The 14,040-nt window shown below is 54.1% G+C and carries 8 protein-coding genes and 4 pseudogenes; all 12 read right to left on the bottom strand.

Annotated elements, in window-relative coordinates; all coding sequences use genetic code 11:
* Positions 1–31: 31 nt before the first annotated feature.
* A pseudogene (locus tag ACHHV8_RS09485) lies at positions 32–1,098 on the bottom strand (undecaprenyldiphospho-muramoylpentapeptide beta-N-acetylglucosaminyltransferase).
* Positions 1,099–1,103: 5 nt separating this feature from the next.
* Complete coding sequence (gene spoVE / locus ACHHV8_RS09480) at positions 1,104–2,201, bottom strand: stage V sporulation protein E (protein ID WP_395158051.1); 1,098 nt, start codon at positions 2,199–2,201, stop codon at positions 1,104–1,106.
* Between the two features lie 54 nt (positions 2,202–2,255).
* Positions 2,256–3,674: a UDP-N-acetylmuramoyl-L-alanine--D-glutamate ligase gene (murD, locus tag ACHHV8_RS09475; protein ID WP_395158050.1), complete on the bottom strand. Its 1,419-nt coding sequence runs from the start codon at positions 3,672–3,674 to the stop codon at positions 2,256–2,258.
* A 3-nt stretch (positions 3,675–3,677) separates the two neighbouring features.
* Positions 3,678–4,641, bottom strand: a pseudogene (gene mraY, locus ACHHV8_RS09470) (phospho-N-acetylmuramoyl-pentapeptide-transferase).
* A gap of 51 nt (positions 4,642–4,692) precedes the next feature.
* Positions 4,693–6,096 carry a UDP-N-acetylmuramoyl-tripeptide--D-alanyl-D-alanine ligase gene (locus tag ACHHV8_RS09465; RefSeq protein ID WP_395158049.1) on the bottom strand — a complete coding sequence of 468 codons (1,404 nt, stop codon included), beginning with the start codon at positions 6,094–6,096 and terminating at the stop codon, positions 4,693–4,695.
* A pseudogene (locus ACHHV8_RS09460) lies at positions 6,089–7,586 on the bottom strand (UDP-N-acetylmuramoyl-L-alanyl-D-glutamate--2,6-diaminopimelate ligase). The gene ACHHV8_RS09465 and the pseudogene ACHHV8_RS09460 overlap by 8 nt, the downstream one beginning before the upstream one ends.
* Before the next feature lie 88 nt (positions 7,587–7,674).
* Positions 7,675–9,616, bottom strand: a pseudogene (locus ACHHV8_RS09455) (stage V sporulation protein D).
* 90 nt (positions 9,617–9,706) lie between these two features.
* Positions 9,707–11,368 (bottom strand): penicillin-binding transpeptidase domain-containing protein, encoded by a 1,662-nt coding sequence (locus ACHHV8_RS09450; RefSeq protein ID WP_395158048.1) that lies wholly within the window; start codon positions 11,366–11,368, stop codon positions 9,707–9,709.
* Positions 11,358–12,017 (bottom strand): penicillin-binding protein 2, encoded by a 660-nt coding sequence (locus tag ACHHV8_RS09445; protein WP_395158047.1) that lies wholly within the window; start codon positions 12,015–12,017, stop codon positions 11,358–11,360. Before ACHHV8_RS09445 ends, ACHHV8_RS09450 begins: the two co-directional genes overlap by 11 nt.
* A gap of 26 nt (positions 12,018–12,043) precedes the next feature.
* On the bottom strand, positions 12,044–12,475 hold the full coding sequence (locus tag ACHHV8_RS09440; protein WP_395158046.1) for a septum formation initiator family protein: 432 nt from the start codon (positions 12,473–12,475) through the stop codon (positions 12,044–12,046).
* 69 nt (positions 12,476–12,544) lie between these two features.
* A complete protein-coding gene (rsmH, locus tag ACHHV8_RS09435; RefSeq protein WP_395158045.1) occupies positions 12,545–13,495 on the bottom strand; it encodes a 16S rRNA (cytosine(1402)-N(4))-methyltransferase RsmH in 951 nt (316 codons plus the stop codon).
* Between the two features lie 35 nt (positions 13,496–13,530).
* Positions 13,531–13,968 carry a division/cell wall cluster transcriptional repressor MraZ gene (gene mraZ / locus ACHHV8_RS09430; protein ID WP_395158044.1) on the bottom strand — a complete coding sequence of 146 codons (438 nt, stop codon included), beginning with the start codon at positions 13,966–13,968 and terminating at the stop codon, positions 13,531–13,533.
* Between the last annotated feature and the right edge of the window lie 72 nt (positions 13,969–14,040).

Genomic DNA, 14,040 nt, shown 5'->3' with positions numbered 1-14,040 from the left:
TAGATAGTTTCTTCAAACGGGTCAAATACCGCTATTTGCTGGTTTCTTCGATCAGACGAATGATCGTGTCCACAGCCTGTGTCTGTTCGTTGGAGCGGATGCTGGCAATCATCTGCTCCCGGTTTTCATACACCTCGTTGATGCCTGAGATCAGCGTTTCCCGGGATAAATTTTCTTCAAACAGTACGTGGGCGTAACCCTGCCGTTCGAAGGAAGCCGCATTTAGCAGCTGGTCTCCTCTGCTGGCCTGGCGCGTAAGCGGAATCAGCAGCATCGGCTTGCGCAGCGCCAAAAATTCGAAAATCGAGGTAGCCCCCGCCCGGGAAATGACCAGATCGGTCATCGCCAGCACATCGGCCAGCTCTTCGTTCATATACTCGTACTGCTTATAGCCCCGAAGATGGGCATAGGCAGGATCGGTTTGACCTTTGCCGCATAGATGTACAAGCTGATAACGCTCAAGCAGCGACGGCAGCGATTCGCGGACGGCCTGGTTGATTTTTTGCGCACCCAGGCTTCCTCCCATGATGAGGAGCACCGGCTTTTGCTTATGGAAATCGCACAGCTCATAGCCCTTCAGCGCCTTGCCCTGCAAAATCTGGTCACGGATAGGCAGTCCTGTGCAGATTCCCTTGCCTCCCTGAATGTACTTCAGAGACTCCGGAAAATTGACGCAGATCCGGCTGACGAAGGGCAGCGATATTTTGTTGGCCAGTCCGGGTGAAATGTCCGATTCGTGGCTGATCACCGGAATCCGGTTGAGCCATGCCCCGATAATGACCGGAACGGAAACGAAGCCCCCTTTGGAAAAAACAATAGAGGGCTTGAGCTTCCGCATCAATCTATAAGCATCTCCGATCCCTTTAACTACCTTGAAAGGGTGCCCTTCATGTTCTTCAGATCAAAATATCTTCTCAGCTTGCCGGAGGAAATCGGATGATAGTCAATCCCCGCATGCTGGATAATTTCGCGTTCAATGCCATCCTTGGAGCCAATATATTGAATATTCCAGCCCTGCTTCCGGAGCTTGGAAATAATAGCGAGGTTGGGCGTCACATGGCCTGCTGAACCGCCTCCTGTAAAGACGATGGTTTTCAAAAAATTCACCTCGCGTAACGGGAAATATTTAATAGAATACCGATGGACGTCAACATCAGCGTTAACGACGAGCCGCCTGCGCTGATGAGCGGCAGGGTGATCCCGGTAACCGGGAACATACCGATAACGACCCCGATGTTAATAATGACCTGAACCGCAATCATACCTACGATCCCTGTAGCCAGCAAGCTGCCGAACGTATCCGGGGCCGTGATGGCCGTGCGCATGCCGCGCCACACAAGTAACATAAACAAAATGAGTACAAATGAACCACCGATAAAGCCTAGTTCCTCGGAAATAATTGAAAAAATAAAATCCGTCTGCGGCTCCGGCAAATAGCTGTACTTTTGACGGCTCATACCCAGGCCCAGCCCGACCAGACCGCCGGGGCCGATGGCATAAAGCGACTGGATCGCCTGATAGCCGGCACCAAGCGGATCCTGCCAGGGATCCAGGAATGCCGTAATCCGCTGCAACCGGTAAGGGGCGGCAATGATGAGGCCGACCAGACCGACGACTCCGACAAGCGCCAAATAAGATAAATGAAGCAGCCTTGCGCCCGCCGTATAAATGATCAGCAGCGTTGCGCCGACAAGCACGGCGCCTGTCCCTAAGTCAGGCTGGAGCATAATCATGCCGAAGGCCAGTCCGACCAAGCCTAACGGGGGCAGCAGGCCCCGGGTAAACAGCGTAATTTTGCTTTGCTGCTCGGAAAGCCATTTGGACAGGAACAGAATCATGCCGATCTTCATAAACTCGGAGGGCTGAATCCCGAACGATCCGATCCCGAGCCACGAACGGGCTCCGCCCCGCACAACCCCGATGCCGGGAATCAGAACGGCGACGAGCAGAATGAAGCAGACGATCAGCCCGATTTTGGCATACTTTTTCCAAACCCAGTAATCTACGTTCATAGTAAAAAACATCGCGACAATTCCTAGCACGGCAAAAAGCAATTGCCTTTTTAAATAGTAGAAATAATCGCCGAATTCGTGAAATGCCAGCACGGCACTGGCGCTGTACACCATCACGACGCCGATGGTAAGCAGCACCAAGGTACACATCAACATGGTTACATCCGGAGCAGAACGCGCTTTGACCATACATGCCACCTCTAACCTCGCAAAATGGGAGGGGCAGCTTGTATTACCCCCCTCTTACAGGTTATGCACGGACTGCTTAAACATGCTTCCCCTTTCCTCATAGGAAGAAAACATGTCCCAGCTGGCGCATGCCGGCGAAAGAAGAACCACGTCTCCGGCTTCAGCCATTGCCGCCGCCTGACGAACCGCCTCTATGACCGTATCCTGCACATTGTTAGCAGTATCGACGGTTTTCACCCGGCTCATGCCTGCGAGCTCGGCAACGCGGACGATTTTTTCCTTCGTTTGTCCTATCGCTACCAAACCTTTCACCCGTTCGCGGAATACCGGAAGCAGCTCCATATAATCGGAGCCGCGATCCAGCCCCCCTGCGATGAGAATTACTGGAGCGCCGAGCGCTTCTATCGTTTTGATCGAGGCTGTCGGATTCGTAGCCTTGGAATTGTTGTAGAACTGTATGCCGTCGAGCGTGCGGACATGCTCCAGACGATGCTCAACCCCGCGGAATTCCCGCAGCGCTTCCGCGATGACCGGCAAAGGCACGCCTGCCGTTATGGCTGCGCAGGAAGCCGCCAGCGCATTCTCCACGTCGAAGCTGGCCGGAATGCCGACTTCGTCAACGGGCAGGATGGTATGTACAGCTCCGGCTCTATCTTTGTAGACAATAGTCCGCTCTCCCGCCGCAGCCTCCATGTTCAAGCCGGGACTCACGAAGACCCCATATTCCAGCTCCTGAGTCACGGAAAAAGGCAGCACCGAAGCTTTCACCTCGCCTGCGATTCTGCGGCATACCGGTTGATCCCAATTCAATACAGCCGTATCCTCTGCCGTTTGGTTGGCGAACAGCTTTGCCTTGGACGCTATGTAATCGTCCATGTTTCCATGGTAGTCCAGATGAGTCTCGTATATGTTCAGCAAGCAGGCGATGCGCGGACGAAACGCCGACGTCCCTTTCAACTGAAAGCTGCTCAGCTCGACGACCAGCGTATTCTCCGGCGTTGCTTCCAGCGCCGCTTCCGTCAGCGCACGGCCGATATTCCCTGCTACAATCGGACGCAGGCCCGCCTTGTCCAGCATGAGGCCGATCCAGGTGGTCGTAGTCGTTTTACCGTTAGAGCCGGTAATCCCGATCATCGGAGCCTGGGTAATAAGACCGGCCACCTCTACTTCGGTCACAATTTCGATACCGAGCTGCTGCGCGCGTTCGATCGGCTCAATCGTATAGGGAATCCCCGGATTTTTGACCACAAGCCGGACACCCTCGTGAATCAGGTCAGAGGGGTGACTGCCGCAAATAACAGAAATACCCAGAGCCGTAAGTTCATCGGCCTCAGGGCATAGGTTTTTTTCCTTTTTATCGTTAACGGTGACAACGGCTCCGAGCTCATGAAACAGCTTTGCAACGGCTACCCCGCTGCGGGCCAGGCCCAGTATTACAACCTGTTCTCCGCGGTACTCTCTTGGATGCTTCATCTGCTATAACACCTCATTTAAAATTAGTCCGATTCCCGCCAGTACGATGCCGGCAGTCCAAAACGTAATGACAACGCGCCATTCGGACCAGCCCGTCAATTCAAAATGGTGATGAATCGGGCTCATTTTGAATACACGCTTTCCTCTGGTTTTAAAGGATACGACCTGAATGATCACTGACAGCACCTCTACGACGAACACGCCGCCGATCAGGATCAGCAAAATTTCCGCTTTCGTCAAAATGGCTACAAGCGCCAGGCCGCCGCCGATGCCGAGCGATCCGGTGTCTCCCATGAACACCTTCGCCGGGTGCGCATTGAAGACCAGAAACCCGAGCACCGCCCCTACCATTGCAGCGGAGAATATCGCTACATCCGGCTGGGTGTTGTTCAAGGCAATGATCGCATAGGCGCCGAACGCCACGGCACTGGTACCGGCCAGCAAGCCGTCCAGCCCGTCGGTAAAGTTCACCGCGTTGGACGTACCGAGCATCATCACCACGACAAAGGGATAGTAAAACCAGCCCATAGGGATGGTGTAATCGATGTAAGGAATCCGCACATCCGTGCTGTGGCCGATTTGGGCAAGTAAAATACAAACGATCACCGAGACGATCAGCTGGCCAAGCAGCTTCTGCTTCGCTGTCAAGCCGAGCGAGCGTTTCAGGATGATTTTGATATAGTCATCCAGAAAGCCGACCAGTCCGTACCCGAGCGCGGCGATCAGCAAAATAACCATCTCCATGCTCTTATCCGCAAAGCGGAGCACAGCCAAGGCTAATGCCAGCAAAATAATGGTGCCGCCCATGGTAGGCGTCCCCGTTTTCTTCAAATGGCTTTGCGGTCCGTCGGTCCCGGACCTGCTGGCCGAATTTAAGCCTTCTAAGAAGAGGTATAAATAATGGCCCCATGATGACAGCCAGCAAAAAGGCTGCCCCCAAAGTAATCATGACCACGTTAAAATCCACGGTAGTGTCCTCCTACAACCTATAATAAACCTGGTTCTTTCCTTGCGGGATCTACAGCTGCTTCAGCAGGGAGACCACCTGTTCGAGCTTCATGCCGCGAGAGCCTTTGACGAGCACCACATCGTCCGGCGACGCATAGGCGGCAACCGCCTGCGCAAGCCTGCTTTTGTCGTCAAACACATGTACGTGTCCGGCCGGATAGTTCACGGCAGCCGCCTCGGCGATATGCTTAGCCAACGTGCCGAAGACGTACACGCGATCGATGCTGTCCGGCTTCAGCATGGCGCCGATCTGCCGGTGAAATTCGGCCTCCTGCTCACCCAGCTCCAGCATATCGCCGAGTACGACGATTTTGCTTCTGTAGCCCTGCAGCTCGGTCAGCAGCTTCAATGCCGCTTTCATCGAGGTAGGGCTCGCGTTGTAGGCATCGTTCAACAGCGTCAAGCCGGATGCGGCTTGGATTTTCTCGATGCGCATGCTCGTCATGGACAGCTGCTTCAGGCCTTCCGCCATCACCGCTGCGGGAATGCCGAAGTGCACGCCGACCGCTAGCGCAGCCAGCGCATTAATGACATTATGCGAGCCCAGCAGCGGAATATAAAAATCGATTCCGTTGAAGCGCTGCACTTCAAAATGCGTTCCCGAAGCATCCATACGCTGCTGCACGGGATACAGGTCGTTATCCGGCTTCGCTCCGAAGCGGACGCGATGATACCGAGCCGCCTTCATCGCGCCGGGCTCGCGCAGCTCCGGCAGCACCTGCTCGATCAACGGCTCATCCCCGTTATATACCAGCGTGCCGTCCTGCTGCAGCCCCGCCAAAATCTCGGTCTTCGCTCGCGCAATTTCCAATCGGGAGCCTAGCTGAAGCAAATGCGATTCCCCGATATTCGTAATCAATACAATTTCGGGCTCCGCCAGCTCCGACAGCAGCCGAATTTCCCCTCTGCTGCTCATGCCCATCTCCAGGATGGCGATCTCCGTGTCCTCTTCCAGCTGCAGCAGCGTCAGCGGGAGCCCAAAATGATTGTTATAATTACCCAGCGTTTTGTGCACCTTATAAGTGGTGGATAATACAGCCGACGTCATATCCTTCGTCGTCGTCTTGCCGTTGCTGCCGGTAATGCCGACAACCCGGACATTCAGCTGATGACGGTAGCTTTTGGCTAATGCCTGAAGGGCCGTCAGCGTATCGTCTACCAGAATGAGCGCAGCACCCTCCGGCGGCTGCTCGTGATCCTTTTGCCAGAGCGAAGCTACCGCTCCCTTATCCAGCGCATCCTGAACGAATTGATGACCGTCGAACGATTCGCCGATCAAGGGAATGTACAGGCAGCCCGGGGGCAATGTCCGCGTGTCCTTCGAAACGCCCTCGATACGAAATAACGGGTCGGTTCCCGGCGCCAGCGTGCCTCCTGCCATTGCGGCAATTTCCGCCACCGTTCGTTTAATCATGATATCGTCCCCTTATCGCGGCTCTGGCAACCTCACGGTCGTCAAAATCGTGTTTAATTCCCATAATATCCTGATAGGTTTCGTGGCCTTTGCCTGCTATCAGCACAATGTCCTGCGGCCCGGCCTTGGCGACCGCGCGACTGATCGCTTCCCGGCGGTTCACAACCGTTTCGTACCGGTCCGGCGACAACCCGGCTTCATGAAGGCCCGGAACAATATCTTCGAGAATCCGTTCCGGATTTTCCGTACGCGGATTGTCGGACGTGACGTAGACATAATCGCTGTAAGCCGCAGAAACCTTGCCCATCAACGGCCGCTTCGTCCGGTTCCCTGTCGCCGCCGCAGCCGAATACGCAGTAAACCTTCCCTTCCGCAAAATGGCGGATGGTCGAGAGTGCGTTCTCCAGCCCGTCGGGCGTATGCGCATAGTCGACCAGCACAAGAAACGGCTGTCCGGCATCGACAACCTCCATTCGGCCCTCGACCGACTTGACCGTCTCCAGGCTGGACTTGATTTGCTCCAAGGATACGCCTTCCAGCAGGGCGGCGGCAATCGCAGCCAAAGCATTGTACACATTGAACTTGCCGACAAGCTTCAATTCCAGATCAACCGTTCCGCGGAACGTCACGCAGCGGAAGCTGGTTCCTTTGGAGCTGAAACGGATCTGCTCCGCCCGCACATCGGCTTGCTGATCAATACCGTAAGAAACAACCTGCGCCGAGGTCAGCTTGGCAAAATAAGCGGAAGCGGCCTCATCGGCGTTCAGCACCGCATATCTGTGCGCATCCGGGTCGCCGGAGTAATCGTTGCCGAGCCGGGCAAAAAACAGTCCTTTGGCCTCCCGATAAGCCTCCATCGTCCCGTGATAATCAAGATGATCCTGCGTCAGGTTGGTGAAAATCGCCGTGCGGAAGCTGCAGCCTTTGACCCGGCCCAAATCCAGGCCATGGGAGGAAACCTCCATTATACAGTAATCGCTGCGAATGTCACGCATCTTCGCCAAATTTTTTTGAAGCTCATGCGCGTCTTGTGTAGTGCCGACCGTTTCAAAGGTTACGGTACCGACCTTCGTATGTCCCGTTCCGATAAGCCCGGTTGTTTTTCCCACATGGGTAAAAATGTGATCGATCAAAATGGTCGTTGTCGTCTTGCCGTTCGTCCCCGTAACGCCGATCAGCTTCATTTCCCTGCTCGGATAGCCGTAAAAATGGCAGGACAAAACGGCCAGCGCATCCCAAGTGTCCGTTACAAAAAGCTTGGGCGCTTCGATGTCCACATCCCGCTCGACCACGATGGCGGAGGCGCCGTTCAGAACGGCTTGCGCCGCATACAGATGCCGATCTGCGATTCCGGTTTTGCCCGAAACGCATACGAACAAATCTCCCGGCTTGACTTTACGGGAATCGATTTCGATCCCCGTAATTTCTATGCTGTCATCCCCCGAAATACGGCTGACCGCAAGCTGGGAAGCCAATTCCTTTAACTTCATGGGTTCCCCTCCGTTTTTAACACATGGTATCTATTATGGACAAAAAATACGCCGCTGAAAAGCCCAATTTTTCAAAAACGCCAAATTGTTACTGCTGCCCTTCGGGAGTCGGGTCTTTATCTGATAAATAAATGCGGATGGTCGAGCCCTGCTCCACCTTAACGCCCGGCTTCGGCACCTGATTCGTCACAAAGTTGCCTACGCCGGATTTGGCCAGCAGGAAGTCCGAGTTCAAATCCTCATAAATATCGGTCACGCTCATGCCGACCAGGTTCGGCACTTCCAACTGCTTCGTATCCCCGTACACGTACTTGCGCTCCAGCTGATCCTTGCGCGGAGGCACATTCATATAATGGAGAGCATCCTCCATAATGTTCTTGACCAGCGGAGCCGCAATCAGGCCGCCGAATTGAATCCCCTGCGGGTCGTCTACCGCCGCATAGACAACGACCTTCGGATCGTCTGCCGGCGCGAAGCCGATGAACGAAACGATATGCTCGTCGGCGGAGTAGCGTCCGTTGATAACCTTCTGCGCCGTCCCCGTTTTGCCCCCGACGCGGTAGCCTTCGATAAAGGCGTTGCGGCCGGTGCCCGTTGGCGACCACGCTCTCGAGGGTTTCCCTCACCTGCTTGGAGGTCTCCTCGGAAATGACCTGCCTTACCATCTCCGGTTTAATCGTTTCCTGCAGCTGTCCCGTCTCCGGACTGTACCATGCGCGGGCTACATGCGGCTTATACAGCTTTCCTCCGTTGACCGCAGCCGAAACCGCGCTAATCTGCTGAATCGGCGTGACCGACACGCCTTGACCGAAGGAAGTCGTTGCCAATTCCACCGGACCGACGCGGGACAGCTTGAACAAAATCCCGTTCTCCTCGCCGCCCAAGTCGATGCCGGTTTTTTTGCCGAACCCGAAGTTGGAAATGTAGTCGAACAGCTTCTCCTTGCCAAGACGCTGCCCCATCACGACGAAGCCGGGGTTGCAGGAGTTTTCGACGACCTGCAGGAACGTCTCGCTGCCGTGACCGCCGCGTTTCCAGCAGCGGAGCCGGGCTCCGGCCACTTCGATTGCGCCGGGATCGTGGAAGCCCTCGGTCAGGTTTACCTTCTTCTCCTCCAGGGCGGCCGCCAGCGTAATGATTTTGAAAGTCGATCCGGGCTCATAGGTCATCCAGATCGGCAAGTTGCGGTTATACGTTTCCTTCGGATAATCTCTGAAGTTGCCGGGATTGTACCCCGGCCGGGCCCCCATCGCCAATATTTCACCGTTGTTCGGATCCATCATGATCGCGATCGCATTCTTGGCCTGGTACTTGACCATAGCCTGATCCAGCTCCCGCTCCAGCACCGATTGCAAATGGCTGTCGATCGTCAGCTGAAGGTTCATCCCGTCATGCGGCTTCTCATATTTATCAGTAGAATTCGGCATCGCTCCCCCATTGGCTTGAGCCAAATAGGAAATATTGCCCCCGATACCGGTCAGCAGACTGTTATACTTCAATTCTATGCCCGTCAAACCCTGATTATCAATTCCGGTAAACCCGAGAATATGCGCAGCGAGTTCTCCGAAAGGATAATACCGTTTATTGTCCTCGGCTACGAAAATTCCGGGCAGCTCCAGCGCACGAATTTCCTGCGCCTTCTCCATCGTCATTTTACGCCCCGCCGGCTTGATGTAGACGCTCGATTTCCGCTGGGAAATCATCTGAAAAACCGAGTCCTCCGTCATTTGCAGCGCAGCGGCCAGCTGGGCCGCCGTTGCCTTCTTGTCCTTGATCTGAGCCGGAATGGCCAATACCGTCGGCGAGCTGATATTGTAGGCCAGCTGTACGCCGTTGCGGTCCCACACCTCTCCTCTTTTCGCTGCAAAAGGTATTTCCCGCCGCCACGAATCCTCCGCCATCTGGCTTAGCTCCGGTCCCTTCCATATCTGAACATACGCGAGCCTCACGATCAGCGCGACGAACAGGATCGTTCCTATAATCAATGCAGTGAATAGTCGACGACGAACCGTTACATTCGATGCCCTCATGGCCGTTCGATCCCCTCCTGAATAGGTTGTCTAGATTGTTTCATATCCAGAATATTCAGGACAACCCGGGGATAGAACAAGCTTCCTCGATTACTGAGTCGCTTTTTTGACGTCTGCAGTTTTGACGGTATCCGCCGTCTTGGACGTATCATTGCCTTTGGATGACTTCGTTTTGTCGGATTTGCCTGTCGAAGCCGGCACATTGCCTGGCCCGTCGTTATCCGATGACAGCAGCTCGCTGTACGGCTTCAGCTGAAGCGTTAATACCCGAGCATCCCCGTCCCCGGCAAGAGATTGCGATGCGACATAGCCTTCACCCGCGGACTGGCATTTCACCTTGATGATGGAGCACACCTCCATCGCTTCCCGAAGCGATTTGCCGGTCATATCCGGGATCGAAATATCGCCTTCCTCCTGCATAACTACATAAATTCGCTGCGCAGCTCCGATTTCAGTACCTGGCGGCGGTGATTGCGACACAATTTTCGAGCCTTTACCTACGCCCTCTACTTCAACTCCGTATTTATTCATCGTTGTTTTAGCCTGATCCAGAGACTGACCGGTCATATCCGGCATGATTTCCTTCGTTTCCTTCTCAGCCGACTTCATCTGCTGTGCAGAAGATGGAACGCCCATATAACGAAGCGTTTGGGAAACAATTTCCTTGAAGGCCGGAGGAGCAACCTCGCCCCCTAAATGGAAATCCCCGCCCAGGTCAGGCTCGTCGGCAATGATCGTCAGCAAAATTTTCGGATCCTCCACGGGCGCATAGCCGATAAACGAAATAACCCATTTGCCTTCCGCATAGCCCTTTCCGCCGGGCTCAACCTTATTGGCCGTCCCGGTCTTCCCTGCAACCCGGTAGCCTTCGATCGCCGCGTTCTTCCCTGTGCCGATCGCCTTGTCACTGACGACCTGCTCCAGATATTCGCCAACCTTGGTTGCCGTCTGCTCCGTTACCACCTGCCGGATTACCTTCGGTTCGAAGGATTGGACGACTTCCTTCGTTTTCGGATTGTACACTTCCTTGACGATATGCGGCCACATCAGCTTCCCTCCGTTGGCAATGGCCCCGTAAGCGGCTGTCTGTTGAATCGCCGTAGCCGTCAAGCCTTGCCCGTATGTCGCCGTGGCATATTCCGCCGGGTAGTGCATATTTACGATACCGGATACCTCTCCAGGCAGGTCAACGCCCGTTTTAGCCCCGAATCCGAATTTCCCAATGTAATCTAGAAATTTAGGGTTACCCAGCTTCTCGCCCAATTTGACAAAGGCAACGTTACTGGACCGTTTCAAACCTTCCAAATACGTAATTTGACCCCAACCGGAAATATTATAGTCATGAAGCGTCCGGCCGGGAACCTTGATCGAACCGGACTGGTACAGCTCGTTCGGGTTAAAGATGCCTTCCTGTACGGTAGCCGCCAAGGAGACGAGCTTAAAGGTAGAACCCGGCTCGTACTGCGATGCAACGGCATTATTTAAAAAGTCGCTTTGGTTCTCCGTCTCCCAATATTTGTTCGGATTGAAATTCGGGAAGCTGGCCATACCGAGTATTTCCATCGTTTTCGGATCGGCCGCAATGGCCGTCAAGCTTTTCGGATGGTATTTATCGAATACTTTCTCAAGTGCGCTTTCTATGTAAAATTGAATATTCTTGTCAATGGTCAGCTTTACATTGTTTCCATCTATTGCAGGAATGTAGTTTACCTTCGCATCCGGAAGCTCAACTCCGTTGCGGTCACTTCTCATACGTCAACGAGCCCGGCGTTCCTTTCATCACACTGTCGAACCTGGATTCCAAGCCCAGCTTCGGATTCCCTTCTTTATCGCTGTAACCAAGCAGATGGGCAGCCAATTTCCCGCCCGGATAGAACCGCTTCTGTTCCTTCATTAAATATATGCCGATACTGCCTGTCGTGCCGGCCTGCAGCTTCAACTGCTCTACCAGCTGCTTTACCTGGTCGGCCACCTCTACGTCAATCTTCCAGCCCTCGTTGCGAATTTCGATCTGAGGATTTACCGTCGTATACGTTTTGTTCAGCCTTGAGCTTATTTTATCTTCCAGGGCGGCGATCGATGTCGGATCGTCAGATGTTTTGAGAATGGCCGCCAAGCCTTTCGATACGGCATTCTCAAGATGATATTTCTTAATCAGCGTCGGATTCAAAGCAACGGTGTACGCCGGAGCGTCCTCCGCCAATACTTTGTCGTTGCGGTCTACGATGGCTCCGCGAATCGGACGCAGAACCTCCTCCGCCTCCCATTTCTTCTGCGCTGCTGCGAGCAGCTCCGCACCATCCACCACCTGCACCCAATACAGTCTCCCTACCAAGGCAACAAAAAGGAGGGTGAATAACCCTCCGATGAGTAGTGATCTTAGCTTTATTTTTTTAGACATACCTTTTCACTCTCCCAGTCAGATCTTCACGGCGTGACGTCCGTCTTCCCCTGGTTGGCATCCGCTACAGCCGACGAGCCTGCGCCGCTCTTGTTGGCCACCTTGCTGATTTGCTTGTCCTTCACCGGCCCGAGTCCCAGCTTGACCGCTTCTTCACGCAGCCGGTCGGGAGCGGAGAGGGCGTCTACTTTTTTCTTCAGCACGCTGTTTTCCGCCTGCAGCTTTTGAATATTATTCTCCATATCGAGAATCTTCGTATTCATTTCATAGATTTGAGCGTATCTCCAAATGATCAGACTCGCCACTACCACGCACACAAGCACGGTAAACAAATAGAACAGCTTCTCTTGTACCGGCAGCGTTTTGTTGCGATAGATGACTTTCTTCGTTTCCTTGACGCTTACCTTCTGCTGCGACTTCTGCTCAACTGCCAAGTTTCCATGAATATAGGCAGGCATGTAATCAATCTCCCCCTTCATGACGCGTATGGATGTATTTGCGAAACTTCATCGTCTTATCAAGCTTCCTTAGAGCTTCTCCGCTACCCTCAGCTTTGCCGATCTGGCGCGCGGGTTGGCCTCAAGCTCTTCTGCGCCAGCCTCAATCGGCTTGCGGTTGACGAGCTTTACGACGCCTTTCTTGCCGCAAACGCACATCGGAAAATCGGGCGGGCACGTGCACTTCTCCAAGTGTTTGGCAAATGTCTGCTTGCAGATGCGATCCTCGAGCGAGTGGAAAGTAATCACCGAGGCTCTGCCGCCGGGAGCCAGACAGCGGATCGACTGCTCCAGCGCCTCTTCAAAAGCTCCCAGCTCATCGTTCACCGCGATGCGCAGTGCTTGAAAGCTGCGTCTCGCCGGATGCGGACCGCTGCGGCGGGCTGCGGCGGGAATGCCTTCCTTGATCAGCTCGACCAGCTCGCCCGTCGTCTCAATCGGCCCCTTGGCCCGGGCCGCCACGATTTGCGCCGCAATGCGGCGGGCAAATTTTTCTTCGCCGTACTCGAACAAAATTTTGGAAATCTCCTGTTCGGACCACTGATTGACAATTTCTCTCGCGGTCAAATCGGCCGTTTGGTCCATCCGCATATCCAGCTCCGCATCCTGGTGATAGCTGAAGCCGCGATCGGCTTCATCCAGCTGCGGGGAAGAGACGCCGAGATCGAACAAAATGCCGTCGACCTGTACCTGCCCATCTTTCAGCGCGCGCGGTATAGCGCGCAGCTGCGCTTCAATCTCGCGGAAATTACTTCGTACCAGCATCACTCTATCCATATATGGCGCCAACCGGGTCTGTGCGTTATGCAGTGCCGCATCATCCTGGTCAAATGCGATTAACAGTCCTTGCTCGTTCAACCTTGAGGCAATCACCGAGCTGTGCCCCGCGCCTCCGAGCGTACAATCGACGTACACGCCGTCCGGCCGGATATTCAAGCCCTCCACGGCCTCTTCCTTCAAAACAGTAACATGATGAAACATGATGCACTTCCTCCTGAGTTTGTCATACGGCACTTCTACAAGTCGAAATTAAAATCCACAAGCTTCTCGGCAATCTCATTAAACGATTCTTCCGATTGTAAGGAATAGTTTTCCCACATTTGCTTGCTCCAAATCTCAACCCGGTTGGAAACCCCGATGACGACGCAGTCCTTTTCCAATTTGGCATGCTCAATAAGATTGTTAGGCAAGTTCATACGGCCTTGCTTGTCCAACTCGCACTCCGTCGCCCCGGAGAAGAAAAACCGGGTAAACGCCCGCGCGTCGGCTTTCATTAAGGGCAGCGCCTTCAGCTTCTGCTCCAGCACGCTCCACTCTTCCCTCGGATAAACAAACAGGCACTGATCCAGGCCGCGGGTCACAATAAAGCTCGGTCCCAGAGATTCACGGAATTTAGCCGGCACGATCATTCGACCTTTGTCATCGATAGTGTGCTGGTATTCTCCCATGAACATTTAGAACCTCACCCCTTTTCACCACTTTACCCCACTTTCCACCACCTGTATAGCTAATATTCTCCACATAAA

Origin of the sequence: Paenibacillus sp. TAB_01 (genome assembly GCF_043945595.1) — a bacterium.
GTDB lineage: Bacteria > Bacillota > Bacilli > Paenibacillales > NBRC-103111 > Paenibacillus_S.
The sequence above is the reverse complement of the archived record's forward strand: the minus strand, read 5'-3'. Positions and strand labels throughout refer to the sequence as shown.

Bases quoted from the DNA above. Each gene is read 5' to 3' on its own strand.
- rsmH (WP_395158045.1), bottom strand. From the start codon at position 13,495: ATGTTTCATCATGTTACTGTTTTGAAGGAAGAGGCCGTGGAGGGCTTG.
- ACHHV8_RS09440 (WP_395158046.1), bottom strand. From the start codon at position 12,475: ATGCCTGCCTATATTCATGGAAACTTGGCAGTTGAGCAGAAGTCGCAG.
- murD (WP_395158050.1), bottom strand. From the start codon at position 3,674: ATGAAGCATCCAAGAGAGTACCGCGGAGAACAGGTTGTAATACTGGGC.
- mraZ (WP_395158044.1), bottom strand. From the start codon at position 13,968: ATGTTCATGGGAGAATACCAGCACACTATCGATGACAAAGGTCGAATG.
- ACHHV8_RS09465 (WP_395158049.1), bottom strand. From the start codon at position 6,096: ATGATTAAACGAACGGTGGCGGAAATTGCCGCAATGGCAGGAGGCACG.
- ACHHV8_RS09450 (WP_395158048.1), bottom strand. From the start codon at position 11,368: ATGAGAAGTGACCGCAACGGAGTTGAGCTTCCGGATGCGAAGGTAAAC.
- ACHHV8_RS09445 (WP_395158047.1), bottom strand. From the start codon at position 12,017: ATGTCTAAAAAAATAAAGCTAAGATCACTACTCATCGGAGGGTTATTC.
- spoVE (WP_395158051.1), bottom strand. From the start codon at position 2,201: ATGGTCAAAGCGCGTTCTGCTCCGGATGTAACCATGTTGATGTGTACC.